The sequence below is a fragment of the Erwinia billingiae Eb661 genome (assembly GCF_000196615.1).
Lineage (GTDB): Bacteria > Pseudomonadota > Gammaproteobacteria > Enterobacterales > Enterobacteriaceae > Erwinia > Erwinia billingiae.
In genome coordinates this window covers 4307494-4332157 of the sequence record NC_014306.1, presented here as the reverse complement: position 1 = coordinate 4332157, position 24664 = coordinate 4307494, and the positions used below count along the sequence as shown (strand labels likewise).

General features: G+C 57.3%; 21 protein-coding genes. 12 read left to right on the top strand and 9 right to left on the bottom strand.

Annotated features, from left to right (window positions below):
* Nucleotides 1–3: 3 nt before the first annotated feature.
* Entirely contained in the window at nucleotides 4–849 is an 846-nt protein-coding gene (locus EBC_RS21155) for a class I fructose-bisphosphate aldolase (protein WP_041692131.1), read from the bottom strand.
* Entirely contained in the window at nucleotides 821–2599 is a 1779-nt protein-coding gene (locus EBC_RS21150; RefSeq protein ID WP_013203904.1) for a glycerol-3-phosphate dehydrogenase/oxidase, read from the bottom strand. Before EBC_RS21150 ends, EBC_RS21155 begins: the two co-directional genes overlap by 29 nt.
* 330 nt (nucleotides 2600–2929) lie before the next feature.
* On the opposite strand from EBC_RS21150, the gene EBC_RS21145 reads away from it, so the two are divergent.
* The 3 genes from EBC_RS21145 (at nucleotide 2930) to EBC_RS21135 (ending at nucleotide 6800) form a co-directional block, all read left to right on the top strand.
* On the top strand, nucleotides 2930–4081 hold the full coding sequence (locus tag EBC_RS21145; protein ID WP_013203902.1) for a porin: 1152 nt from the start codon (nucleotides 2930–2932) through the stop codon (nucleotides 4079–4081).
* Nucleotides 4082–4232: 151 nt separating this feature from the next.
* A complete protein-coding gene (locus EBC_RS21140) occupies nucleotides 4233–5393 on the top strand; it encodes an alanine racemase (RefSeq protein ID WP_013203901.1) in 1161 nt (386 codons plus the stop codon).
* A 60-nt stretch (nucleotides 5394–5453) separates the two neighbouring features.
* A complete protein-coding gene (locus tag EBC_RS21135) occupies nucleotides 5454–6800 on the top strand; it encodes an amidase (protein ID WP_013203900.1) in 1347 nt (448 codons plus the stop codon).
* 36 nt (nucleotides 6801–6836) lie between these two features.
* Here the strand turns inward: EBC_RS21135 and EBC_RS21130 are convergent, their stop codons facing one another.
* Complete coding sequence (locus EBC_RS21130) at nucleotides 6837–7226, bottom strand: tautomerase family protein (protein WP_013203899.1); 390 nt, start codon at nucleotides 7224–7226, stop codon at nucleotides 6837–6839.
* 130 nt (nucleotides 7227–7356) lie between these two features.
* On the opposite strand from EBC_RS21130, the gene EBC_RS21125 reads away from it, so the two are divergent.
* The 4 genes from EBC_RS21125 to mug all read left to right on the top strand — a co-directional run bounded on the left by EBC_RS21125 (nucleotide 7357) and on the right by mug (nucleotide 10423).
* Nucleotides 7357–8277, top strand: a complete 921-nt coding sequence (locus EBC_RS21125; protein ID WP_013203898.1) for a LysR substrate-binding domain-containing protein — start codon at nucleotides 7357–7359, stop codon at nucleotides 8275–8277.
* 100 nt (nucleotides 8278–8377) lie between these two features.
* Entirely contained in the window at nucleotides 8378–8839 is a 462-nt protein-coding gene (locus EBC_RS21120) for a heme-degrading domain-containing protein (protein ID WP_013203897.1), read from the top strand.
* A gap of 71 nt (nucleotides 8840–8910) precedes the next feature.
* Nucleotides 8911–9867, top strand: coding sequence for a YncE family protein (locus EBC_RS21115; RefSeq protein WP_013203896.1), 957 nt, complete (start codon nucleotides 8911–8913; stop codon nucleotides 9865–9867).
* A 37-nt stretch (nucleotides 9868–9904) separates the two neighbouring features.
* A complete protein-coding gene (gene mug, locus EBC_RS21110; protein WP_041692423.1) occupies nucleotides 9905–10423 on the top strand; it encodes a G/U mismatch-specific DNA glycosylase in 519 nt (172 codons plus the stop codon).
* Nucleotides 10424–10495: 72 nt separating this feature from the next.
* On the opposite strand, the gene rpoD is transcribed toward mug, so the two are convergent.
* The 3 genes from rpoD to rpsU all read right to left on the bottom strand — a co-directional run bounded on the left by rpoD (nucleotide 10496) and on the right by rpsU (nucleotide 14667).
* Nucleotides 10496–12334, bottom strand: coding sequence for an RNA polymerase sigma factor RpoD (gene rpoD, locus EBC_RS21105; protein WP_013203894.1), 1839 nt, complete (start codon nucleotides 12332–12334; stop codon nucleotides 10496–10498).
* Between the two features lie 260 nt (nucleotides 12335–12594).
* Nucleotides 12595–14340, bottom strand: a complete 1746-nt coding sequence (gene dnaG, locus EBC_RS21100; protein WP_013203893.1) for a DNA primase — start codon at nucleotides 14338–14340, stop codon at nucleotides 12595–12597.
* Nucleotides 14341–14451: 111 nt separating this feature from the next.
* Nucleotides 14452–14667: a 30S ribosomal protein S21 gene (rpsU, locus tag EBC_RS21095; RefSeq protein ID WP_001144069.1), complete on the bottom strand. Its 216-nt coding sequence runs from the start codon at nucleotides 14665–14667 to the stop codon at nucleotides 14452–14454.
* Between the two features lie 302 nt (nucleotides 14668–14969).
* Here rpsU and tsaD point away from each other — a divergent pair, with 302 nt between their 5' ends.
* Nucleotides 14970–15989, top strand: coding sequence for a tRNA (adenosine(37)-N6)-threonylcarbamoyltransferase complex transferase subunit TsaD (gene tsaD / locus EBC_RS21090; protein ID WP_013203892.1), 1020 nt, complete (start codon nucleotides 14970–14972; stop codon nucleotides 15987–15989).
* 100 nt (nucleotides 15990–16089) lie between these two features.
* Here the strand turns inward: tsaD and plsY are convergent, their stop codons facing one another.
* The gene (plsY, locus tag EBC_RS21085; RefSeq protein WP_013203891.1) at nucleotides 16090–16698 is read right to left on the bottom strand and encodes a glycerol-3-phosphate 1-O-acyltransferase PlsY; all 609 of its coding nucleotides are present in this window, start codon (nucleotides 16696–16698) and stop codon (nucleotides 16090–16092) included.
* Nucleotides 16699–16805: 107 nt separating this feature from the next.
* On the opposite strand from plsY, the gene folB reads away from it, so the two are divergent.
* Both folB and bacA read left to right on the top strand, forming a co-directional pair.
* Nucleotides 16806–17165, top strand: a complete 360-nt coding sequence (gene folB / locus EBC_RS21080) for a bifunctional dihydroneopterin aldolase/7,8-dihydroneopterin epimerase (RefSeq protein ID WP_013203890.1) — start codon at nucleotides 16806–16808, stop codon at nucleotides 17163–17165.
* 113 nt (nucleotides 17166–17278) lie between these two features.
* Nucleotides 17279–18127, top strand: coding sequence for an undecaprenyl-diphosphate phosphatase (bacA, locus tag EBC_RS21075; protein ID WP_173363018.1), 849 nt, complete (start codon nucleotides 17279–17281; stop codon nucleotides 18125–18127).
* A gap of 49 nt (nucleotides 18128–18176) precedes the next feature.
* On the opposite strand, the gene EBC_RS21070 is transcribed toward bacA, so the two are convergent.
* Both EBC_RS21070 and EBC_RS21065 read right to left on the bottom strand, forming a co-directional pair.
* The gene (locus EBC_RS21070; protein WP_013203888.1) at nucleotides 18177–19403 is read right to left on the bottom strand and encodes a multifunctional CCA addition/repair protein; all 1227 of its coding nucleotides are present in this window, start codon (nucleotides 19401–19403) and stop codon (nucleotides 18177–18179) included.
* 139 nt (nucleotides 19404–19542) lie between these two features.
* Nucleotides 19543–20163, bottom strand: a complete 621-nt coding sequence (locus EBC_RS21065) for a TIGR04211 family SH3 domain-containing protein (RefSeq protein WP_013203887.1) — start codon at nucleotides 20161–20163, stop codon at nucleotides 19543–19545.
* A 271-nt stretch (nucleotides 20164–20434) separates the two neighbouring features.
* On the opposite strand from EBC_RS21065, the gene EBC_RS21055 reads away from it, so the two are divergent.
* Nucleotides 20435–21739: a CYTH domain-containing protein gene (locus EBC_RS21055; protein WP_013203886.1), complete on the top strand. Its 1305-nt coding sequence runs from the start codon at nucleotides 20435–20437 to the stop codon at nucleotides 21737–21739.
* Nucleotides 21740–21796: 57 nt separating this feature from the next.
* The gene (gene glnE / locus EBC_RS21050) at nucleotides 21797–24631 is read left to right on the top strand and encodes a bifunctional [glutamate--ammonia ligase]-adenylyl-L-tyrosine phosphorylase/[glutamate--ammonia-ligase] adenylyltransferase (protein ID WP_013203885.1); all 2835 of its coding nucleotides are present in this window, start codon (nucleotides 21797–21799) and stop codon (nucleotides 24629–24631) included.
* Nucleotides 24632–24664: the final 33 nt, after the last annotated feature.

Here is a 24664-nt window from a genome sequence, read left to right as displayed (position 1 = left end):
GTTTCAGCCAGCACGCTGATAGATCGCCAGCGCCTCTTCTCCGCTGACGCCCTGATGAATTATCGCCATCAGCGCCGTCACCACGCTGGCCGGATTGCTGTGTTGATAGACGTTACGGCCATACACCATGCCGGATGCGCCCTGCGCCATCAGCGCCGCGCTTTTGGTCAGCACCGGGCCAAGTTCACCCTTGCCGCCGCCGCGCACCAGCGTCGGACAACGGGCCGCTTCCACCACGCGGTGAAACTCTTCCACGTTATCGGTCGGATCAACCTTGATGATATCCGCGCCCAGTTCGCGCGCCAGCCGGACCAGCGGCACCATTTTCTCCACGTCGCCCAGCGAGCCATAGGCCGCGCCCTGTCCGGCCGCTGCCATTACCAGCGGCTCAATCATCAGCGGCATGCCGTAACGCTCGCAGGCGTGGCGCAGCCGGCCGATATTCTCAATGCACTGGCGAAAAATGCCCGGCTCATCGGGGATCAGATAGAGATTCACCACCACTGCCGCCGCGTCCATTTGCAGGGCCGCCAGAATCGGATCGTCCGGATTGTGCAGCACCGCCCACATCTCACGATGACGGGCGGCGTTATAGGCATTGCCGACGTCGGTGCGCAGCACCAGCGCGGGCTTGTGGCGCTGGGGCAATTGCTGAAGCAGATCGGCCTGGCCGTAATTGACCTGAATCGCGTCAGGCTGAGCGGTGACCAGGCTGCGCATCACGCTGGCGATATCTTCCAGGCCGATCAGGAAATCTGGCTCGTTGGCGATGCCGTGATCGATGGCGACATCCAGGCATTTACCCTGATTAAAGAGTCGGTTAAGCCTCACTTTCTGACTGGCTGACATGGCGGGTTTCCTTATTAACGGCCACAGGAGAAAGCCTGCCGAGCCCGTGCAGGCTGGCAAGACGTGAAAGGGTGTGATCGAGGTGCTGCGCGGCCTGTTCCGGCGACCAGCCGCGCGCCTCCGCCAGCAGGCGGTTGATCTCCGCAATCAGATCAACGGTCAGCTGTCCGCTGATGGCCAGCGGCGTGCGGCGAACCAACAGGTCCTCCAGCGTCTGCACCTGCTCGTGCGCGATCAGGAAGCGTATTTCGTTCTGGCTCCAGTTCGGGTTAGCCTGCAACGGCTGGTCAGGCTGGAGTGCCATGGTATGCAGCATCGCCTGGGCGCGGGTGCCGTAACGGGCAACCAGCTGTGAAACGCGCGCCGGCGTCAGGCCGAATTCCTCACTCAGTTCGTGCATCCAGATGGGTTTTCGCGCCGCATTGGGATAATTGCGGCCGCCGCCAATCGCCAACTCCACCGTGCTGACCTTGCGGCTTTCGCCCAGCAGCTTCAGCACGCGGTCTGCCGCTTCTTCGCCAAATTTGCGGAAGGTGGTCCATTTGCCGCCGACCAGGCACAGGGTGGTGAACTCCCGTCCGGCCACCGGCGGCAGTAACACTAATGAGTGATTGCGTGAAATGGTGCCATTAAAGGCCGAATCGCTGGCCGGAAGCGGGCGCACGCCGCTGAAGGTATAGAGCACGTCTTCGTCTTTGACCTTAAGGTGGGGAAAGACAAAGCGCAGCGATTGCAGAATATAGGTTTTCTCGTCCGCTTCGCAGACCACATCATCCGGGTTATCCACCCGAATATCGGTCGAACCCACCAGCACGTTGCCGTACCACGGGAACATAATGCACACCCGGCCTTCCTGATTCTCGTAGTAGACCATTTCGCCATCCAGCATCTGCAGCAGCTCCGGGCTGCGCAGGATCAGATGCGAGCCCTTGGTGCCGCCAATCAGCTTTTGCTCAGGCAGGGTTGGGCTTAAGGTGCCGTTCAGCCGATCGATCCACGCGCCGGTGGCATTGACCACCACATGCGGTCGCAGCGAAAACGTCTCGCCGCTGAAGCTGTCGCGCAGGATGATGTTCTCGCCATCACACTGCTCAACGCTGACATAGTTCAGCGCCAGCGCGCCTGCGGCCGCACGCTCGGTATCGTCAATCAGTTCAAAGCCCAGCCGTTCCGGTGCGGCAATCCACGCATCGTAGTAGGCGGCGCTGCACTTCACCCAGTCGGCAAAACCCGGCCAGCGTTGCTGAGTCTGTTGTTTAGTGTGCAGCTGATGTTTGGGCATGGTGCCGAAGCGGCGGGACCAGGTGTCATACAGCGCCAGGCCGGTTTTGATCACCAGCGCGCCGCGACGGCTCGGTTTTTCGGACAGGCGCAGGAAGCGTTTTCCGGCATTCATCAGGCCACCACCCCAGCTGTCAATGGGCACGGTGGTGCGCAGCGGGGCGACAAAGTGCGGCGCATTTTTTAACAGCCGGTCGCGCTCCTGTACCGACTCTTTCACCAGCGAAAACTCACCGGTTTCCAGATAGCGCAATCCACCGTGGATCATCCGTGACAACGCGCCGCTGGCGGCCTGACACCAGTCGCCTTTTTCCACCATCACCACCGGGATCCCCTGCAGAGCCAGCTCGCGGAAGGTGCTGATGCCGTTGATGCCGCCACCAATAATCAGTACCGGCGTGCGGGTGAGTTGCCGGAGGCGGGTCAGTCGCGCCTCGCGATCGTCTGGCCTGCTGCTGTCTGATGCCATGCTGTCCTCCTTATGCAATCCTTTGTGAGGTATAGCAGTCAGGGACAGAAATTCACTCTGGTGTTGCAAAAGTGTTAACCCGCGCGGCTTTAACGGCGCTTATCGGCAAATTATTGCAAAACATCAATGCGGATGTGAATGCTGCACGGGAAACGCTAAAAACCGCACAAAATGCTTGGTTTCGTGAGTAAGTGCGTCAAATGACACATTTACTTAATGATTTCGTCGGCAAAAACGCACAAAACGGTCATGGAAGGCGATTTTTTGTCATGTTTCTCAGGCTATTATCTGCGGGCAAAATTCTAAGACGATTCTTTCCAGGGATACATTATGTTAACAAAAATGCGCGTTTTATCTCAGGCCATTGGTCTGGGGCTGCTGGCAGGCAGTGCGTCATTCGCCGCCCATGCAGAAGTGACTGTGTTGAAGCAAGATCCTCAGGCTGGCGACCCGCTTAGCCGCCTGAACTTTACCGTTGGCGGCAGTATTCGTCCGCAGTTCAACAATATGACCGGCGCCAGCGATAACGGCTCTTACAAGCGTAACGGCTTCGATGGCGGCACCCGTTTCCGCTTTGCGGCGGATTACTACCTGTTTGATGACATCAGCTGGATCGGTTACTACGAGCTGGGCGTGAATATTCCGGCGGTGTTTGACTGGGATAATCACCACGCTGACGGCGCAAACAACACCAGCCGCCGTATGCTGTATACCGGTTTTAAAAGTAAGACCTGGGGCCAGATGACCTTCGGCCAGCAGAACAGCGTTTACTATGATGTGGTTGGCGCGAAAACCGATATCTGGGACTACGACATGCTCGCCCAGGCACCGGGCAACGGCATCAACGGCGACTACGATGGTTCATACCGTAGCCGTAAGATGCTGAAGTACAAAAACACCTTCGGCGCGGCTGACGTCTATGCGTCGTACCTGTTCAGCGATAACGAATACCTCCCGGGCAACGGCTTGCGCTACAAGCGTCAGGGCGGCGGCTCGCTGGGTGTGGATTATCACCTGACCAAAGACCTGACCTGGGGCACCGCGTGGAACTACACCCGCGCTGAGATGCGTAACCCTGGCAACGGCGACAACAAAACCTACGATCAGAACATCTACGGCACTTCTCTGAGCTGGAAACCGGACAACTGGACCTTCAGCTTCGGCGGCGGTTACTACCAGAACTTCCTGACCACCAAGCAAGTTAACGTGAATAACTACTTCGCGGGCGATGCGTGGGGCATTGAGTATCTGGCCGGTTACACCATCCCGGTGGGCCAGTACGCCCTGAAATCGGTGATGCCGTACTTTATGGGTGACCGTCTGGAATACGTTAACGACCGCAACTATCAGCGCATCGATAACGGCGTCGGCGTGACCTTCCAGCTGGATTACGGCTTCCGTGTTGACTACGAACACGTCTTCACCTCCAGCACCGACAACCTGGGTGATATGAACCTGGTCCGTCTGCGTTACGACTTCTAATTCGCTGTAAACCGTGACCTTATTCACGGTTCAGGCAGACTCTGAGCGCCCCTGCATTTGCACGGGCGCTTTTTTTTTCGCTGACGCGCGTTTGGGTTAGGATGGGCAACTCGCTCCTGATGACGGGAGAGTCCGATACGATGGAGGCAGTGTGAATCAACTGAAGGCAGGTTCAGAAGCAGTGGCAGGCAGCGATCGTCCGTTTTATGACGACCGGCTGACGCCCTATATTGAAATCGATGCGCAACGGCTTACGCGTAATTTACAGCAGATGCAGCAGCGCGCCGCGACGGGGAACGTACGGCTCCGTCCTCATGTGAAAACCCATAAAAGCGTGGCGATCGCGCAACAGCAGATTGCGCTGGGCGCGGTCGGCATCACCGTGTCGAAACCCAGCGAAGGCGTGGTGTTTATCAACGGCGGCGTGCGCGATGTGCTGCTGGCTTACCCGGTGGTACAGGCTGAAAGCGTCAGCGCGCTGTTTGCCGTGGCCGCCAGCAGCGGCTGCAAACTGGGGGTGATTGTCGCCAGTCAGGCCGGCGTGGCGGCTATTGCGCAGGCCGCAGCGGCGGTCACTTCGCTGGATTTATCGGTGTGGATCAAGGTTGATGTCGGGCTTGGACGGGTTGGGGTCAATCCGGAAGGCGATGAAGCGTTGCAGCTGGCCCACGCGGTGCAAGCCGCCGGCCTGCACTTTGCCGGGCTGGTCTCTCATGCCGGACATGCCTATGGCGCACAGAACCCGCAGCAGATGGCGGCGATCGTGCAGGCAGAAGCCCAGTGTATGCAGGGACTGCGCCAGCGCCTGCATCAGGCTGGATTTGCGCAGTGCGCGCTGTCCGTCGGTGCAACGCCGTCGATCCTTGGTGCGCCCTTGCCTGACGGGTATGACGAGATCCGTCCCGGCAATTACGCCTTATGCGATCTTACCGGGTTGCGCCTGCAGCTGTGCACGCTGGATGAGGTGGCCATCAGCGTGGTCGCGCGGGTGGTGTCGGTAAACGATCGCTACGCCATTATTGATGCCGGCTCAAAAGCACTCAGTTCTGACAAGGGTCCGCACGGAACTGGTGCAGCCGATTTTGGTCTGGCGGTCAATGCGCTGACGGATCGGCAGTATCGCGTCGAAAAATTATCGGAAGAGCACGGCTTTATTCCACATTATGGCAATACACCGCCGCTCGGCAGCCTGATGCGCGTTTTCCCCAATCACTCCTGCGCGGTAATGGCACAATTTACGCAATTTGTGATGAGAAACAGCCATGGCACGGCGGAAATCATCAATATCGATGCGCGCGGCATGTTTCTGTAAAAATATGGATCGGATATTGCACTGTCTCCTTCATAAATGATGACAGGCCATGGAGACCGCATGATTGCGCCATTTTCACCGATCGCCGAACTGGCCGCCGCGTTACGTCGCGGCGAGCTGAGCTGTGAAGAGATTGCGGAATTTTATCTCGCCCGCATCGCCCGTTATAACGACAAGCTCAATGCGTTTGTCACGGTGTTTGCGCAGACGATGCTGACGGCAGCGCAGGGGCAGGATCTGTTGCTGAAAGCCGGGGTCGATCTTGGGCCGCTACAGGGGATGCCACTGGGCATTAAGGATCTGCTGCACTGGCGGGGGACGCCCTGCAGCGCCAGCTCCCGTCAGCTGCCGGACAGCCGCTCAACCCATACCGCGCCTGCGGTAACCCGGTTGCTGCAACACGGCGCGGTGATTGCCGGAAAAACCCAGCTGGTGGAGTTTGCCTTCGGCGGATGGGGGATCAATCAGAGTGCTGGCACGCCGTGGAATCCCTGGGATTGCGACGTGCATCGCGTACCGGGCGGATCCTCCAGCGGATCGGCGGTGGCGGTGGCGGCGGGCCTGGTGCCGGCGGCGATCGGCACCGATACCGGCGGCTCGGTGCGTATTCCCGCCGCGCTGAATGGCCTGGTGGGCCTGAAGCCCACGCAAAATCGCATCAGCCGCGAAGGCTGTATTCCGCTCTCCACCACGCTGGATTCGATTGGTCCGTTAACCCACACGGTGGCCGACGCGGAGCTGATCTACCGCAGTATGAGTGGCGATACGCAGCGCCTTGCGGTGGCAGACACGCTAAAGGTGGCGTTTATTGAGCCGGATACGTTGGGCGCGGCAATCGACCCAGAGATTGTCGCCGCGCTGGAAAAGACCCAGAGACGGCTGAGCGAGGCGGGAATATCGGTCACCCGCATTAAGCTGCCGTTCTCATGGACCGGGCTGAGCGCCCGCAGCGGGGAAATTATTTCGGCGGAAGCCTGGGCCTGGCATCGCGAGATGATGACCAGCCACCGCGATCGCTACAATCCGTTAACGGCTGAGAAGCTGCTGCACGGGGCGGCGATCAACAAAGAGAGCTTCGAAGGCCTGTTACGCCAGCGCGAGCAGCATATCGGGCTGTTCCATGAGTTGATGGACGACTGGGATATCCTGCTGATGCCAACGCTGGCTATCACCGCCTGCCCGGTTGACGAGGTCAATGAGCAGCAGGCCACGCTGGCGCTGCTGACCCGCGCGGTGAACTATCTTGATGGCTGTGCAATTACGCTGCCGGTGGCGCTGAGCTCAGAAGGGATGCCGATTGGTGCGCAGCTGGTGGCCAACTACCACCATGAGTCACAGCTGCTGGCGATGGCGCACCGGCTGGAAGCGTTAACCGGCTGGCATCAGCAGCCCGCTGGCTGGGAATAACCGTCGGCGCGCTTGCTGCACAAGCGCGCCGTCAGTTTACAGATCGCCGGTCATGTACTGCGCTACGCCGTTGCCAAAGCTCCAGTCGCCTTTGCCGTTGGTGATAAAACTGATCATCACGTCGCTGCCCAAAATGCCACAGCTCTCTTTCAGCTCACGGCAGAGTTCGGCCATAAAAAACTGCTTCTGCTCATCGCTGCGCGGGCTGGTAAAGACGCGCACCATCACCAGATTATCGGTACGGGTCAGACCCAGTCCGGTATCTTCAAACACCATCTGATACGCTTTGTTTTCGTGAACAATCTGGTAGCGATCGCGCGCTGGCACCTTAAATGCCGCCAGCACCGCGCGGTGCGCTGCGTCCAGTAAGGTTCTCATCTCCGATTCTGAACGGCCCTGAATCACATCAAATTGCAGTAATGGCATTGGTTTATCCCCTGAAAACAGTCAATTGAGCCGGATGGCTGCGGCTTATCTGAGGTTCACTTTACGGGGAATATGAGACGGGAAAAAGCGCTATACTTGAATTGATTATTTACTATAGTGAACAATAACCATGAAAGACGTAAAGACCGACGCGTTGTGGATCCATCTGCACTGGCTGACGGTGCTGGCAGAGCAGGGGAGTTTTACCCGCGCTGCCGAACGCCTGGAGGTCAGCAAAGCGGCGATGAGCCAGAAAATCAAAGAGCTGGAGCATCTGGCGGGCGTGCCGCTGGTTACGCGTACCACCCGCAGCCTGCGGCTGACCAGCGCCGGTGAGAAGCTGGTGGAAGAGTTACGCCAGCCTTTTGCGCAGATTGAACAGAGCTTTTTCAGCGTGCGTGACTCGGCGGGGCCGTTACGCGGCCTGGTGCGGGTGACGGCGCCGGTGGCGTTTGCCCGCCAGCAGCTGGTGCCGCATATCACCGCCTTCCTGCGCGAGCATCCGCAGGTGCGTGTGCAGCTTGAGGTGTCTGACCGGCTGGTATCGCTGGCCAGTGAAGGCTTTGACCTCGCTATCCGCCACAGCGATACCCTGCCCGAAACCCATGTGGCGCTGCCGCTGTGTACCACGCATGCGCAGGTGGTTGCTTCCCCGGCGTATCTTACGCAGCACGGCTTCCCGCAAACGCCGCAGGCCCTGAGCGATCATCAGTGCCTGTATTACCCGCGCGGCACGGAGATGCCACGCTGGACCTTTGCCTCACGCCAGGCGGGAGAAGAATCGGTGACGGTGAACGTCAGCGGGCCGTTTGCCACCAATAACAGTGAATCCATTCGCGATGCGGCGCTGGACGGGCTGGGCATCGCACTGCTGCCGGACTTCAGCGCCCGCGCGGCCTTAAGCGAAGGGCGGCTGGTGGAGGTGTTGCCAGACTGGCAGACGGTGGGCGCCTTTGCCGGAATGCTGTACGTGGTGCGCCCGTGGTCTGCGCAGGTGCCGCGCGCGGTCAGCGGCTTTATTCACTGGCTGCGGGCGGCGTTTGAGCAGTGATCTTGCTCGCAAAAACAGAACTGATATTTCATATTTATCTATTTTGGAAAATAGTAATCAATTAAGCTGAAGGCCTCGTTTCCCGCTCACGGAGAGTCCGATGTCCAGCGTTCCCAGCCTTGAAACCCTGCTGCAGCAGGAGCAACTTGTTCGTCTGACCCAGTTCAGCTTTGATGATGCCTGGAAAGTGGGTGAGCTGATCCGCCAGCGCGCCTCACAGGAAAACTACCCGGTGGCGATTGAAGTTTATGCCTTCGGTCAGGTGTTGTTCTGCGCCGCGCTGCCGGGTTCCAGCGCCGAAAATCTGGAGTGGATTGCCCGCAAGCGCAACAGCACCCTGCGCAACGGTCATGCCTCTTTATACACCGGCGAAGTGAATGAAGCGGCCGGCACGCGGATGGAAGCGATGAATTATATGGATCCTGAGCGCTATACCGACCACGGCGGCAGCTTCCCATTACTGCTTACCGGTGGCGGGATTATCGGTGCGGTGACGGTCAGCGGACTGCCTTCCCATGAGGATCATGCGCTGGCGATGTGGGGGATCCAGCAAGTTTTGTAACCTTTTCCCGCAAAACTTGACGACGTTATGCGCTACCTTTAAATGAAACGTTCATTTTACTGGAGGTGTGTATGACGTCGGCCACTCGCTATGGTTTGATCGCAGTGGATAAGCAGGGCAGCAACGTGCTGTTCCTCAATCCTGAGACCTTTGCCGTAGAGCAGGAGCTTAATGCTTTCCCTCCGCGTCCCCACGAGTTACTGATCCTGCCGCAGCAGCATAAAGCCTATGTGCCGATCTTTGGTGATGGCATCCACGGCGATAATCCCCATCCCGGCCACAAGATTGCGGTGATCGATCTGATCTCCCGCCAGGTCAGCGGATTTATTGACGTCAGCCCGCTGGAGTCGCCGCATACTTCGCGGCTGGCAAGCGATGGCTATGTCTATCAGTGCTGCGAAAACAGCGCGACGATCCTGGCGATCGACCCCAATACCGATAAGATCGTCAGCCAGATTGCGGTGCCTTCGCACAATACCCATCGCCTGACCATCCTGCCTTCCGGCCGTAAGCTGTTTACCGACAACGAAGAAGATGCCTCGATAACCGTGGTGGCGCTGGAAAACGGCAAAGGTCAGGTGGTGGACAATATTGCGATGCCGGGACCGATAAACGGGATTGCGGCGTCGCCGTGCCATCCGGCGATCGTTGCCACCGATGGCGACCAGCCGCGTCTGTATGTGCTGGATGCGGAAAGCCATCAGCTTATCCGCACCTTGCCGCTCACCGGCCACCAGAAGGCGTCACAGATTGTCCGCTTCAGTGAGGATGGCTCTTTGCTGGTGGTGATTGGCGATCAGGAGCCGGTAATCAGCCTGTTTGACGGCGAGCTGAATCCGCTCGGTCAGGTGGCGGTGGGCAATAAGCCGATGGACGGCTGTTTCAGCCCCGACAACCGCACGCTGCTGATTGCTAACGAAGATGATGGCACCCTGAGCGTCATTGATATTGCCAGCCTGACCGTGACCGCCACGCCGTCTGTCGGGCGAGGTTGTGAAGTATTGAGCTATTATGCGTTAGCAGAATAAACGCGGCATTTGGAAGAGAAGATAACCAGTGAGTGAGATCGACGAGCATAATATTACCGATATTCTGGCACCGGGCCTGCGGGTGATTTTTTGCGGCATCAATCCGGGAAAATCCTCCGCCCATAAGGGCTTTCATTTTGCCCATAACGGCAACCGCTTCTGGAAGACGATCTGGCAGGCGGGATTCACCGTCAGGCAGCTGAAGCCGGAAGAGGAGATGCAGCTGCTGGAGACCGGCTGCGGCATCACAATGCTGGTGGAGCGGCCTACCAAAGAGGCGACCGAGCTGTCCGGCATGGAGCTGCGTGACGGCGGCAAAGCGCTGATTGAGAAGGTGCAGCAGTACCAGCCTGATGCGCTGGCGGTGCTGGGCAAGCAGGCTTACAAGCAGGCGTTCCGGGTCAGTAAGGTGGAGTGGGGCAGGCAGCCGCAAACCATTGGCGACACCGAAGTGTGGGTGCTACCCAATCCCAGCGGGCTGAACCGGGCGTCTCAGGAGCAGCTGGCGGCCGCTTACCGCGAGTTGGATACCGCCCTTGCGGCACGAGGCCGTTAGGGCGCTGCCCGGCTTCAGGCATAAAAAAAGCCCCTGCATGCAGGGGCTTTTTTACTGGCGCTTAGGGAACGATTAATCGTCCAGGAAGCTGCGCAGCACTTCAGAGCGGCTCGGATGACGCAGTTTACGCAGCGCCTTCGCTTCAATCTGACGAATACGCTCACGGGTTACGTCAAACTGCTTGCCAACTTCTTCCAGCGTGTGGTCGGTATTCATATCGATACCGAAACGCATACGCAATACTTTCGCTTCACGCGCGGTCAGGCCAGCCAGCACATCGTGCGTGGCAGAGCGCAGGCTCTCGGAGGTCGCGGAATCCAGCGGCAGCTCCAGCGTGGTATCTTCGATGAAATCACCCAGATGCGAATCTTCGTCATCACCAATCGGCGTCTCCATAGAGATAGGCTCTTTAGCGATTTTCAGCACCTTACGGATTTTATCTTCTGGCATCAGCATGCGTTCGGCCAGTTCTTCCGGCGTCGGCTCGCGACCCATTTCCTGCAGCATCTGGCGGGAAATACGGTTGAGTTTGTTGATGGTCTCAATCATATGCACCGGAATACGGATGGTGCGCGCCTGGTCAGCGATGGAGCGGGTGATAGCCTGACGGATCCACCAGGTGGCATAAGTTGAGAACTTATAACCGCGGCGATATTCAAACTTATCAACGGCTTTCATCAGACCGATGTTACCTTCCTGAATCAGATCCAGGAACTGCAGACCACGGTTGGTGTACTTCTTGGCAATCGAGATAACCAGACGTAAGTTCGCTTCAACCATCTCTTTCTTCGCACGGCGGGCTTTAGCTTCACCGATAGACATACGACGGTTGATGTCCTTAACCTGCTCGATGGTCAGGCCGGTTTCTTGCTCAATCTGTCCGAGCTTCATCAGGCCGCGCTGCACGTCATCGGCGACGTCTTTCAGCTTCTCAGACCATGGCTTGTTCATTGCCAGCGCGGCTTTGAACCAGGTTTCGCTGGTTTCGTTGCCGGTGAACAGGGTGATGAAGTTCTTCTTCGGCATTTTGCAGATTTCAACACAGAACTTCATGATCAGGCGCTCTTGCGTACGAACGCGATCCATCATGATGCGCATGCTGTTGACCAGGAAGTCGAACTGCTTCGGCACCAGGCGGAACTGCTTGAAGACGTCAGAAAGATTCTGGATCTCAGCGGCGGCATCAGCGTGGCTGCGGCCTTTAGCTTTGATCACGGTACGCGCTTTCTCGTACTGAACACGCAGGTCGTTAAACTTCTCGCGCGCCAGTTCCGGGTCGATGCTGTTGTCATCTTCCGCGTCGTCTTCGTCTTCTTCTTCTTCGTCGTTGTCGTTACGTTCTGCTTCAGAAAGCTCAGAGCCCACGTGGGTGGCGGTAGGGGCAATTTCTGCTTCAGCGTTGGGATCGACAAAGCCGGTGATCATGTCTGACAGGCGTGCTTCGCCCGCTTCAACACGGTCATACTGTTCCAGCAAATAGGTAATAGCTTCCGGATATTCGGCAACGGAGCACTGAACCTGGTTGATACCGTCTTCGATACGCTTAGCGATGTCGATTTCGCCTTCGCGGGTCAGAAGTTCAACGGTACCCATTTCGCGCATGTACATACGCACCGGGTCAGTGGTACGCCCGATTTCAGATTCAACGCTGGACAGCACCTGAGCGGCGGCTTCGGCGGCATCTTCGTCAGTGTCGCTGCTGTTTTCGTTGAGGATCAGATCGTCGGCATCAGGCGCTTCTTCTACAACCTGGATGCCCATGTCGTTGATCATCTGAATGATGTCTTCGATCTGATCGGAGTCGACGATATCTTCCGGCAGATGGTCATTGACCTCGGCATAGGTCAGATAGCCTTGCTCTTTACCACGGGTGACAAGAAGCTTAAGCTGTGACTGCGGGTTTTGCTCCATAAGACGGTATCCACACTTCTGTTAAATTAGATTGGTGTCGGTCGGCTAACAAGCCAACAATAACAGTGAGGGCGTTGGATTTATGCCGCTGCCCATCCAAGCGGCTGCCAGGCTCGACCTGGCGGATTATCGGCACTTAAGCCGCAGTGTTCTTTACATATTCTGTATGGAAGCTATCTGGCGTGCCTTTTTGAACGCTGGCAGTGCTCGCGTTCAAACTGGCCTCGCCGATATACGCTTCACAAATTCGGCAATATAACTTATTTCTTGGCTAAGGCCTGGCTCAGCGTCCAGAACTCGCGGCGTTCTTCCGAGTTCAGACCATGTGTGCGGTCGCGCGCAATCAGCTCTTCAAGCCGGCGTTCCAGCGCCGCGTCATACATGCTGGCCAGGGAGTCCTGAAACATGGTTTCCACTTCATCTTCTACGATCATGTGGTTCCATGTGGCCAGAGTTTCAAGGCTCTGGCTAAAATTTGTTCCACGGTACAACTCTAGTAGCTGTCCGGTGGTCAGGCCAGGATGAGCTACGCAAGTGCTCACTAACTCCACAAAAAGTGGGAATCCGGCCAGATCTGACGCTTCTAATCCTTCCAGCGGCGGCACGGTAGTCGCCAGCGCCGGATTCTGGATCAGCAGTCCAATCAGTATACGCATGGTTGTGCGTTTTAGCTGGGGCTGCTGAGGAGGCCGGGCTTTCTCGCCCAGCTTCGGCATCAGCTTATCCAGCTGGCTGTCGTCCAGAATGCCCAGCTTGTTGCCCAGCTCCTGACGCAAATAAATGCGTAACGTTTCGCCCGGCACCTGGGTAATCAACGGCAACGCCAGGGTGCTCAACTGCGCGCGACCATCTGGCGATCGCAAATCAACCTGCGGGAGTAAAGAGTCAAACAGGAACGCGGAGAGCGGCATCGCCTGCTCCATCCGGGCTTCAAAGGCCTCTTTACCCTCTTTACGCACCAGCGTATCCGGGTCTTCACCATCAGGTAGAAACATAAAGCGTAGCTGACGACCGTCATTCATGTAAGGTAATGCGGTTTCCAGCGCGCGCCAGGCCGCTTCACGACCAGCCCGGTCACCGTCATAACAGCAAATAACCGTGTCGGTGGTGCGGAACAGCAGCTGAATATGCTCCGGTGTGGTCGAGGTTCCCAGCGAGGCAACGGCATAATCAATGCCAAACTGCGCCAGCGCCACCACATCCATATAGCCTTCAACCACCAGTAGCTTCGCCGGTTCGGGATGATTCTTTTGCGCTTCATACAGGCCGTATAACTGACGACCCTTATGGAAAATATCGGTTTCGGGGGAATTGAGGTATTTCGGCATCCCGTCGCCTAACACGCGACCGCCAAATCCTATTACCCGCCCGCGTTTGTCGTGGATCGGGAACATCACCCGTTCGCGAAAACGATCGTAACTGCGGCCCTGGTCGTTGGTGACCAACATGCCCGCATCGATTAACGACTGGCGATCGTCCTGATTGCGACCGAAGCGCTTCAGGGCGTTATCCCAGCCTGCGGGGGCATAGCCGATAGAAAAGTGCTTGATGACAGCGTCACTCAGTCCGCGATTGGCAAGATACTCGCGTGCACCTGAAGACTGACTCTGTGACAGCGCCTGCTGATAAAACTCATTCAGGCCGCCCATCAATTGATAAAGGCTCTGACGCTGATGACGCTCTAACTGGCTCGGGCCGGTTCCGCTTTCGTACGGCACTTCTAATCCGTACAGCGTCGCCAACTCTTCGATGCTTTCCACAAACTCCAGACGATCGTAGTTCATCAGGAAGTCGACAGCATTGCCGTGGGCGCCACAGCCGAAGCAGTGGTAGAACTGTTTCTCACCGTTCACGGTGAAAGAGGGGGTTTTTTCGTTATGGAAAGGACAGCACGCGTGGTAGTTCTTGCCCTGCTTCTTCAGCTTTACCCGTGCATCGATGAGGTCCACGATGTCCGTGCGCGCCAGCAAGTCATTGATAAATACACGTGGAATTCGTCCAGCCATAGGCCCCGGTTTATCAGTGCATAAACGAGAACAAGCCGCGCATTCCTTTCGGAAAGCACGGCCTTCTTAACTACTACTTATCTGTAAAACGTGAGGGCGAACCCCCAACGACTAGTACAGACGAGTGCGGCGTGCGTTTTCGCGAGCCAGTTTCTTCGCGTGGCGTTTAACTGCTGACGCTTTAGCGCGCTTACGTTCGGTAGTCGGTTTTTCATAAAACTCACGACGACGAACTTCAGCCAGAACGCCTGCTTTCTCGCAAGAACGCTTGAAGCGACGCAGTGCTACGTCAAATGGCTCGTTTTCACGTACTTTAATTACCGGCATGTAACTCTCACCTCGATAAAATCGGTTTTGTTGCTGACGTCGGTGCCAGCTTGTTTCAAAATGGTGCGGAATTTTACTCCAACACAGGCAGCGTTGTAAAGCACCATAGCATTAACTTACCAACAGATGCGCCTGTGCCACTGCCGGTTTTTTCAGGCCAAGGAGTATACATCAAAGGGAAGGCGCTCGCGAAAATATTTTCCCCAGCTTTTTCAGGGAGTCACGTTTTTCGTTGCAAAATTGCCGAATGGCAGCGGCCTTCATGGTACACTGCGCGCCGCCAGAATGAGGTAAATAAAGTCATGCGTGTGCTCGGAATTGAAACATCCTGCGATGAAACCGGAATCGCCATTTACGACGAAACCGCCGGTTTGCTCGCCAATCAACTTTACAGCCAGGTCAAACTGCATGCCGATTACGGCGGTGTGGTGCCGGAACTGGCGTCGCGCGATCACGTGCGTAAAACCGTACCGCTGATCCAGGCGGCGTTAAAAGAAGCCGGATTGCAGGCCAAAGACATTGATGCGGTGGCCTATACCGCCGGTCCCGGTCTGGTCGGCGCGCTGCTGGTCGGGGCCACTATCGGCCGTTCACTGGCCTTTGCCTGGGATGTGCCGGCGATCCCGGTTCATCATATGGAAGGCCATCTGCTGGCACCGATGCTGGAAGATAATCCGCCGGAATTCCCCTTTGTCGCCTTGCTGGTATCGGGTGGTCACACTCAGTTAATCAGCGTGACCGGCATTGGTGAATACAGCCTGATGGGCGAGTCAGTGGACGATGCGGCAGGCGAAGCCTTTGATAAAACCGCCAAGCTGTTGGGGCTGGATTATCCTGGCGGCCCAATGCTGTCGAAAATGGCTCAGCAGGGCACCGAAAAGCGCTTTATCTTCCCGCGTCCGATGACCGATCGCCCTGGGTTGGATTTCAGCTTTTCCGGGCTGAAAACCTTTGCGGCCAACACCATCCGTGAAAACAGCGATGACGATCAGACCCGTGCTGATATCGCCCGTGCCTTTGAGGATGCGGTGGTTGATACGCTGGCGATCAAATGCAAGCGCGCGTTGGAGCAGACCGGTTTTAAACGTTTGGTGATTGCCGGTGGCGTCAGTGCCAACCGCACGCTGCGCAGCAAAATGGCGGAGGTGATGAAGGCGCGCGGTGGGGAAGTGTTTTATGCGCGACCGGAGTTCTGCACCGACAATGGCGCGATGATTGCTTACGCGGGTATGGTGCGGATGAAAGGCGGAACGCGGGGCGAGTTGAGCGTGACAGTACGTCCGCGCTGGCCGCTGGCGGAACTGCCTGCAATCCAGGCGTAGTGTTCCACTCTGCCATCATCAGCCGGTGATGGCAGAGGCGTTACGGATGACGCAATAAACCCTTCAATGCCCGCCCGGGCGATGGCTTTGCCCGGCGTTCTCAGGCGTCAGGTTTCTTCTTTTTCTTCTTCCAGATCTTCGATTCCTGCCCACGCCACAGACGCTGAATATTGTCGTGATGACGCAGCAGCACCAGACACGAGAGCATGGCGACCGGGAAGGTCAGCTGGGGTTTGAACCACCAGACGTAGAAGGGGGCAATCAGTGCGCTGATAATCGCGCCAAGGGAGGAGTAGCCGCTCAACAGCACGGTCAGCAGCCAGGTCCCGGTCATCAGCCCGGTTAAGTCCCAGCCAATCGGCGCAATGGCACCAAAGGCTGTCGCCACGCCTTTTCCGCCTTTAAAGTGGAAAAACACCGGATAGATATGACCGAGGCAGGCGGCAATGGCGATGAGGCCGAGATAGAGTGGCGAAACGCCATAGTGATAAGCCAGCCAGACCGGCAGCATGCCTTTCAGAACATCAAACACCAATACCATCGCTGCCGGGGTTTTCCCGCCAATACGCAGCACATTTGTCGTACCGGGATTACCGGAACCATTAAGTCGCGGGTCCGGCAGTCTGAACAGTCGGCAAACCAGGATCGCGCTGGAAATGGAGCCGCACAGATACGCGAAAAGAATCATACCAAGCGCGAATACACTCATAACACCGTTCCATCCAGTAGGGGTCGTTTTGTTCTCGTCATCCGTGGATAATACGCATAATCCGCCGGAAGTGGTATCCGGCAACCACAAAAACAGAGACGGCCATCATGGATATTGTATTTATTGAACAACTCACGGTCATAACCACCATTGGTGCTTTCGACTGGGAACAAACCATTCAGCAGAAGCTGGTGTTCGATGTCGAAATGGCCTGGGACAACCGCAAAGCCGCCGCCAGTGATGATGTGAACGACTGCCTGAGCTACGCCGACGTCTCTGAGACCATTATTAATCACGTTGCCGGTGGCCGTTTTGCGCTGGTTGAGCGCGTGGCGGAAGAAGTGGCTGCCTTGCTGCTGACCCGATTCAACTCTCCCTGGGTGCGAATTAAGCTCAGCAAGCCAGGCGCAGTGGCCCAGGCAGCCCAGGTCGGGGTGATCATCGAACGCGGGACTAATCCGAAATAAACCCAATGTGATTGCCATCACGGTGAAACCAAACCACATTATGCTCTGTCTTAAGGTTGGCCTAACTCAACCTGGGCAGAATTTGGCGGTAGCGATGAGCAACCGCCTTTTTAATGTTTTTTATACGGATAGGGGTAGATTGGATGGCAGATATTCATCAGCTATGGGTGGCAGCAATACTCGGCATTGTTGAGGGGCTTACGGAGTTTCTTCCGGTCTCCTCCACCGGGCACATGATCATCGTCGGTCATTTGTTAGGATTTGAAGGCGACAAGGCGGACACCTTTGAGGTTGTTATCCAGCTTGGTTCAATCTTAGCTGTCGTAGTGATGTTCTGGCGTCGACTGTTTGGTTTAATCGGCATTCATTTTGGCAAGGTGCCGCATGAAGGCACTGGCAAAGGTCATCTGACGCTTATCCACATCCTGTTGGGCATGGTGCCCGCTGTCGTTATCGGTCTGATTTTCCACGACAAAATCAAAGAGCTTTTCAATCCGATTAACGTGATGTACGCGCTGGTTGTCGGCGGCGTGCTGCTGCTGGCGGCAGAATACCTGAAGCCTAAAAATCCGAAAGCGGTCGGCGTGGATGATATGACCTATCGTCAGGCGTTCGTGATCGGCTGCTTCCAGTGTCTGGCGCTGTGGCCGGGCTTCTCCCGCTCGGGCGCGACCATTTCAGGCGGTATGCTGATGGGCGTGAGCCGTTATGCGGCTTCAGAGTTCTCCTTCATCCTGGCCGTGCCAATGATGATGGGTGCCACCGTGCTGGATCTCTACAAGAGTATTGGCTTCCTGAGCATGGCCGATCTGCCGATGTTTGCCGTCGGCTTCCTGACCGCATTCGTGGTCGCGCTGATTGCTATCAAGGTGTTCCTCAACCTGATTAAGCGCATCTCGTTCGTGCCGTTTGCGATTTACCGCTTTATTGTGGCCGCTGCGGTCTACATGATCTTTGTGTAGTTAAGCGTGCTTTGCCCCGGAGTCGGCCTGCTCAGGCCGCTTCGGGACCTTAATCCTGCTGTTGCTTCCACTGTTCCAGCGCGGCAATGCGCCGTCTGTTCAGCTCTTCCCTGACTTCCATACCCTTAAATCCGGCTGCCACCACCTCCCTGGTCGACACGCTTAACACCACTTCAAATGCCTGACGCAAATAATCACCCTGCGGATACGCATTGCTCTCAAAACCGGTGCGCCCACGAGCATCCGCCTCGCTGGTCAGGGCAATTTGCTCCACCCGCTGAGGCTTACGCCAGGCATCGATGCGATCAAACAGCGCCACCAGGGTTTCGGCGCTCTGACGTTCCACGGTGTGCACCAGATCGTGAAATTCAGTCACCAGCAGGGCGAGATCGCGAATCGCATTCGGCACCCGCAGACGCTGGCACAAGGCGGCAACCAGCGGGACGCCGGCCGGGCCGTGACCGTGATGGCTCGGCCACTTCTCAGGTGGCGTGAGCGCCTTGCCGACATCGTGGAACAGAGTGGCAAAGCGGACAGCGATATCCGGGCTGAGCTGAGCGGCAATAGCCAGCGTCATCAGCGTATGAATGCCGGTATCGATTTCAGGATGCCATTTGGCCGGCGCGGGCACGCCGTAGAGATTGTCCAGCTCCGGGAACAGCACCGCTAAAGCTCCGCAGTCTCTCAGCACCTGGAAGTAGACCTGCGGGTTGCGGGTTTCCAGCGCCTTTTCCGTCTCCTTCCACACCCTTTCTGGCGTCAGCGTGTTCAACTCGCCGCTCTCTGCCATCCAGCGCATCAGCGCCTGGGTCTCTTCCGCCACCACAAAATTCAGATGGGCAAAACGCGCGGCAAATCGCGCCACACGCAGCACACGCAGCGGATCTTCGTTAAAGGCCGCGGAAACATGGCGCAACAGACGCTGATCAAGGTCCGCTTTGCCACCGTAGGGATCGTATAAGCGGCCCTGTTCATCCTGGGCAATGGCATTGATGGTCAAATCGCGGCGCTGTAAATCCTGCTCAAGCGTCACATCCGGGGCGGAATAGCAGACAAAACCGGTATAGCCACTGCCACTTTTGCGCTCGGTGCGCGCAAGCGCGTACTCCTGATGGGTTTCAGGATGCAAAAACACCGGGAAGTCACGGCCAACCTGCTCGTAACCCTGGCTGAGCATCTCTTCCGGAGAGGCGCCCACCACTACCCAATCTTTGTCTTTGACCGGCAGATTTAACAGTGCGTCGCGTACCGCGCCACCGACAAGGTAAGTCTTCACTACCACGCTCCTGAGTTAAACGTTTCCGTCATCATACTAGATGTGGTGATCCTCTCCCACCTTTGCGGGTCAGGTTTGCTGAATGACAGGCACGACAAAAAGGGCATCAATGGATGCCCTGATGCTGACCGGTGAAGGGTTAGTTCATCCAGCGATCTTTCTTTTTACGGCTCGGGATCATATGCGGTAACAGCAGACCCAGCAGCAGGCCGACACCGGCCACGCCGCCGCCGTACATAAACCACTGCATAATGATGGTGCGCTGCTTATCATCAAGCTGAACGTTGGCGGCACTCACTTTTTTCTGTGCCACAACCAGTTCGTTTTTCAGCTTTTGATTCTCGTCCTTCAGGCTGTTGATGGCGCCATCGCTACCGGCCACTTTCTTCTGCATCTCGGCGGTGCGCTGGTTCCAGCTGCCATCAATGTTTGCCAGCTTGTCAGTCAGGTCTTTGACCTGCTGTTCCAGCTGCGGCACGCGGGTACGCAGGCTTGGCTGCTGGCTCAGCTGGGATTCCGGGATCCAGGTGGTGCGGCCGTTTGAGTCGCGGATCTGTGCATAATGCGTGCTGTCATTCGATTGCAGCAGTTGGACTTCTTCGCCAGCATTCAGGGTGCCGACAAGGCGGAAATTGTCACCGGGACCACTGCGAACCCAGGTGGAAAGTTCGTCGGAGATATAGCGTTTTTCTTCGGCATGAACGGATGCTGCTACGCTAAAAGTCAGTAAAGTGAGGCCAATAAGCTGAGTTTTTTTCATTCGATGTCTTTTTTACATGGATCCTGGACAAAAGTAATGGAACAGTCTGGAGCTGGCTCGCAGAAAGCTGAATGAGAACTTTCCTGGTCTCAGCGCTCTGCGAGGGCCGACGCGAGCAGACGCGAAATAGAGAAGAAAGCCAAGACAGCCACGGCGATTCTGCATTACTCTTCACGTCATATCTGGCCACCGTGTGCCCCATTGATGAAATGAGCGGCAAAATCGCGCCAAAAGCCCTTTACCGTACCGCTAATTATCTGGTTAAGAAAATATGACCATCGAAATCGAATTAAAGTTCATCGCGACCTCCGACGCCGCCGAAAAATTGCCTGCACAGCTGGCAAACTGGCCGCATCAGCACTCTGCACCGCAGAAACTCACCAATATCTACTTCGAAACGGCCGACGGCCAGTTGCGCGGTTGGGATATGGGGCTGCGCATTCGTGGCTTCGGCGACAGCTATGAAATGACGCTGAAGACAGCAGGGCAGACCATTGGTGGCCTGCATCAGCGCCCGGAATACAATGTGGCGCTTGCCAAACCCGAGCTGGATATTGCTCTGTTGCCAGCAGATATCTGGCCGCAAGGCTGCGATCTGGCCGCGCTGCAGCAGCAGTTGCAGCCGCTGTTCAGCACCCATTTCGTTCGTGAAAAGTGGGTGGTTACTTACCGGGAAAGCGAGATTGAAGTTGCGTTTGATCGCGGCGATGTCACCGCCGGTGAGCTGAGCGAGCCGCTGAATGAAATTGAGCTGGAACTGAAATCCGGTGAACGTGATGATCTGTTGGCCTTTGCCGCTGAACTGGCAAATATGGGCGGACTGCGTCTGGGGAGCCTGAGCAAAGCCGCCCGTGGATACGCGCTGGCCAAAGGCAATCCAACCCGCGAACTGCGCCCGCTGAAAGTAATGAAGGTGGCACCGAAAGCCACGGTAGAGCAGGCGATGCTGGCGGCGTTCACCCTGGCGCTGAGCCAGTGGCAGTATCACGAAGAGCTGTGGCTGCGTGGCAACCGCGCGGCTCAGCATGAAGTGCAGCAGGCGCTTGAAACCCTGCGCCAGACTTTCTCCCTGTTTGGTTCACTGGTGCCGCGTAAGGCCAGCAATGAGCTGCGTCACTCCTTAACCGGGCTGGAAGAAGCGCTGCGGGAAGATGATGTTAAGGCCGACGCTCTCTGTTTCAGCACGCTCTCTCTGGATACCCAGTTAGCACTTACTAACTGGATTGTAACCGAGCGCTGGCGCGGGTTTATCGACGCGAAAGGCGATGCCAAGCTGCAGGGATCGTTCAAACGCTTCTGCGACATTATGCTCGGCAGAATTGCCGCCGATTTGAAAGAAACCTTCGGCGATGTGCGTCAGATGAATGAGTATCAGGATAAATTGACCCGCCTGCATCGTCAGCTGCTGGCCGCCCGTTTACTGTCCGGTGGCTACGACGCTGAGACGGTCGATGCCTGGATGCAAAGCTGGCAGCAGCTGGCGCAGGCGATCGAAAGCGGTCAGGAAATCTGGCTGGAAGGTCATTGTCGCCAGGCGGTTAAGCAACCGGCCTTCTGGAAAAACGGCACCGTCTGAGGTCGTTCGCCGCGTTAAGAGAACCGAGAGAATTCACGCCGCTCACAGGGAGTTTTTATGTCGCCATCGCTTACTCAGACCCTGCCGCCGCTGCTGGCGGCACAGGCCCAACAGCTTAGCCCGACATGGGGAGAACTGAGCGCCGGACAGCAGGGCGTGCTGGCCTTCAGTGATTTTGTGCAGGACAACCTGGCACGCCATCCTGACTGGTGGCAATCGCTGCAGGAGCAGGCGCCCGCGCCGGACGAGTGGCGGCACTATCCGGCCTGGCTGGCTGAAAAGCTGGCAGATGTGGCGGATGAAAATGCCCTGATGCGTGAACTGCGCCTGTTCCGGCGGCAGATGCTGACGCGCATTGCCTGGATGCAGACGCTGGCAACCAGCAGTACGCAAGACTCGCTGAAGCAGCTTAGCGAACTGGCTGAAACCCTGATTGTCGCCGCCCGTGACTGGCTCTGGCTGGCCTGCTGCCGTGAATTCGGCACGCCGGTCAATGCCGCCGGTGAGCCGCAGCCGCTGCTGATCCTCGGCATGGGCAAGCTGGGCGGCGGCGAGCTGAACTTCTCTTCTGATATCGACCTGATTTTCACCTGGCCTGAAAATGGCACCACCACCGGCGGACGCCGTGAACTGGATAATGCCCAGTTCTTCACGCGGCTTGGCCAGCGTCTGATCAAAGTGCTCGATCAACCGACGGTCGACGGCTTCGTCTATCGCGTGGATATGCGGCTGCGGCCATTTGGTGACAGCGGCCCGCTGGTATTGAGCTTTGCCGCGTTGGAAGATTATTACCAGGAGCAGGGACGCGACTGGGAGCGCTATGCGATGGTCAAAGCGCGCCTGATGGGCGGGACGGACGATCGCTGGAGCCAGGAATTACAGCAGATGCTGCGGCCCTTCATCTACCGCCGCTACATCGACTTCAGCGTGATCCAGTCGCTACGAAATATGAAAAGCATGATCGCCCGTGAAGTCCGGCGGCGCGGCCTGACCGACAACATCAAGTTGGGTGCAGGCGGCATCCGCGAAACGGAATTCATTGTGCAGGTGTTCCAGCTGATCCGGGGTGGGCGTGAGCGTTCGCTGCAGCTGCGTGCGCTGTTACCCACCTTGCAGGCCATTGGCGAGCTGAATTTGCTGCCTGGCGAACAGGTCGGGCAGCTCAGTGAGGCCTATCTCTATCTGCGTCGTCTGGAAAATCTGCTGCAAAGCATCAATGACGAACAGACCCAGACGCTGCCGGCGGACGCGTTAAACCGCGAGCGTCTGGCCTGGGCGATGGGCGTGGAGAACTGGGCTGCGCTGACCCGCCAGCTTGAGGGCCATATGGCCGCGGTGCGCGCAATTTTCGATGACCTGATTGGCGATGACACCCCGGAAACCGGCGGCAATAAAGAAGCCGATGATTATGGCGTGCTCTGGCAGGATCGGCTGGAAGAGGCCGAGCTTGCGCCGCTGGTTCCCCACCTTGAAAGCGAGGCGCGTCAGCGTTTGCTGCAAACCATCAACGACTTCCGTCAGGATGTGGATAAACGCACCATTGGCCCGCGTGGACGGCAGGCGCTCGATCAGCTGATGCCGCGTCTACTGAGCGAAGTCTGCCCGCGCGATGATGCTGCCGTTGCCTTAAGCCGCCTGACGCCGTTGCTGCTGGGCGTGGTAACGAGAACCACCTATCTGGAGCTGCTGACCGAGTATCACGGCGCGTTAAAGCACCTGATCCGCCTGTGTGCGGCGTCGCCAATGGTGGCCAGCCAGCTGGCGCGCTATCCGTTATTGCTCGATGAGCTGCTCGATCCGGCCACGCTCTACCAGCCGACCGCCACCGATGCCTACCGTGATGAGCTGCGCCAGTATCTGCTGCGCATCCCGGAAGAGGATGAGGAGCAGCAGCTGGAAGCGCTTCGTCAGTTTAAGCAGGCCCAGCATCTGCGCATTGCGGCGGCAGATATTGCCGGCACGCTGCCGGTAATGAAGGTCAGCGATCATCTGACCTGGCTGGCAGAAGCGATGATCGAGCAGGTGGTCCAGCAGGCCTGGCAGATGATGGTGCAGCGTTATGGTCGTCCTTCGCACCTGATTCAGCTTCAGGAACGCGGGTTTGCCGTGGTGGGTTACGGCAAGCTGGGTGGCTGGGAGCTGGGCTACAGCTCGGATCTGGACCTGGTGTTCCTGCATGATTGCCCGGCCGATGCGGTGACCGACGGCGAGCGCAGTATTGACGGCAGGCAGTTTTATCTGCGTCTGGCGCAGCGTGTTATGCACCTGTTCAGCACCCGCACTTCCTCCGGCATTCTGTATGAAGTGGATGCGCGGCTGCGTCCATCCGGAGCCGCAGGCATGCTGGTCAGTACCTTTGACGCCTTTGATGAATACCAGCGTAATGAAGCCTGGACCTGGGAGCATCAGGCGCTGGTGCGCGCGCGCATCGTATTTGGCGAGGCGGCGCTGAGCCAGCGCTTTGATGATATCCGCCGTGGCATCCTGTGCCTGCCGCGTGAGGCCGATAAGCTGAAGATCGACGTGCGCGAGATGCGTGAGAAAATGCGCGCGCACCTTGGCAACAAGCATAAAGGGCGCTGGGATCTGAAAGCCGATCGGGGCGGCATCACCGATATTGAATTCATTACGCAATACCTGGTCTTACGCTATGCCGCCAGTGAACCGAAGCTGACCCGCTGGTCCGATAACGTGCGCATTCTGGAGCTGATGGCCAATAATGACCGGATGAGCAGCGAAGAAGCGAAGGCGCTGACCCAGGCTTACGTCACGCTACGTGACGCGCTGCACCACCTCGCGTTGCAGGAGTTGCCGGGTCATGTCTCGCCGGATGCGTTCAGCGCGGAGAAGAGCGTGGTCAACAACAGCTGGCTGCACTGGTTCGGCAGTTAATCTGCTGCTTGCCCGGGTTTGCAAGCGATAGCG

Excerpts from the sequence above, each read along its gene's own strand:
- bacA (WP_173363018.1), top strand. The coding sequence starts at position 17,279 with ATGTTTTTTATACGGATAGGGGTAGATTGGATGGCAGATATTCATCAG.
- EBC_RS21125 (WP_013203898.1), top strand. The coding sequence starts at position 7,357 with ATGAAAGACGTAAAGACCGACGCGTTGTGGATCCATCTGCACTGGCTG.
- EBC_RS21115 (WP_013203896.1), top strand. The coding sequence starts at position 8,911 with ATGACGTCGGCCACTCGCTATGGTTTGATCGCAGTGGATAAGCAGGGC.
- EBC_RS21065 (WP_013203887.1), bottom strand. The coding sequence starts at position 20,163 with ATGAAAAAAACTCAGCTTATTGGCCTCACTTTACTGACTTTTAGCGTA.
- EBC_RS21130 (WP_013203899.1), bottom strand. The coding sequence starts at position 7,226 with ATGCCATTACTGCAATTTGATGTGATTCAGGGCCGTTCAGAATCGGAG.
- dnaG (WP_013203893.1), bottom strand. The coding sequence starts at position 14,340 with ATGGCTGGACGAATTCCACGTGTATTTATCAATGACTTGCTGGCGCGC.
- plsY (WP_013203891.1), bottom strand. The coding sequence starts at position 16,698 with ATGAGTGTATTCGCGCTTGGTATGATTCTTTTCGCGTATCTGTGCGGC.
- rpsU (WP_001144069.1), bottom strand. The coding sequence starts at position 14,667 with ATGCCGGTAATTAAAGTACGTGAAAACGAGCCATTTGACGTAGCACTG.
- rpoD (WP_013203894.1), bottom strand. The coding sequence starts at position 12,334 with ATGGAGCAAAACCCGCAGTCACAGCTTAAGCTTCTTGTCACCCGTGGT.
- EBC_RS21145 (WP_013203902.1), top strand. The coding sequence starts at position 2,930 with ATGTTAACAAAAATGCGCGTTTTATCTCAGGCCATTGGTCTGGGGCTG.
- EBC_RS21150 (WP_013203904.1), bottom strand. The coding sequence starts at position 2,599 with ATGGCATCAGACAGCAGCAGGCCAGACGATCGCGAGGCGCGACTGACC.
- tsaD (WP_013203892.1), top strand. The coding sequence starts at position 14,970 with ATGCGTGTGCTCGGAATTGAAACATCCTGCGATGAAACCGGAATCGCC.
- EBC_RS21120 (WP_013203897.1), top strand. The coding sequence starts at position 8,378 with ATGTCCAGCGTTCCCAGCCTTGAAACCCTGCTGCAGCAGGAGCAACTT.
- EBC_RS21155 (WP_041692131.1), bottom strand. The coding sequence starts at position 849 with ATGTCAGCCAGTCAGAAAGTGAGGCTTAACCGACTCTTTAATCAGGGT.
- EBC_RS21135 (WP_013203900.1), top strand. The coding sequence starts at position 5,454 with ATGATTGCGCCATTTTCACCGATCGCCGAACTGGCCGCCGCGTTACGT.
- folB (WP_013203890.1), top strand. The coding sequence starts at position 16,806 with ATGGATATTGTATTTATTGAACAACTCACGGTCATAACCACCATTGGT.
- glnE (WP_013203885.1), top strand. The coding sequence starts at position 21,797 with ATGTCGCCATCGCTTACTCAGACCCTGCCGCCGCTGCTGGCGGCACAG.
- EBC_RS21055 (WP_013203886.1), top strand. The coding sequence starts at position 20,435 with ATGACCATCGAAATCGAATTAAAGTTCATCGCGACCTCCGACGCCGCC.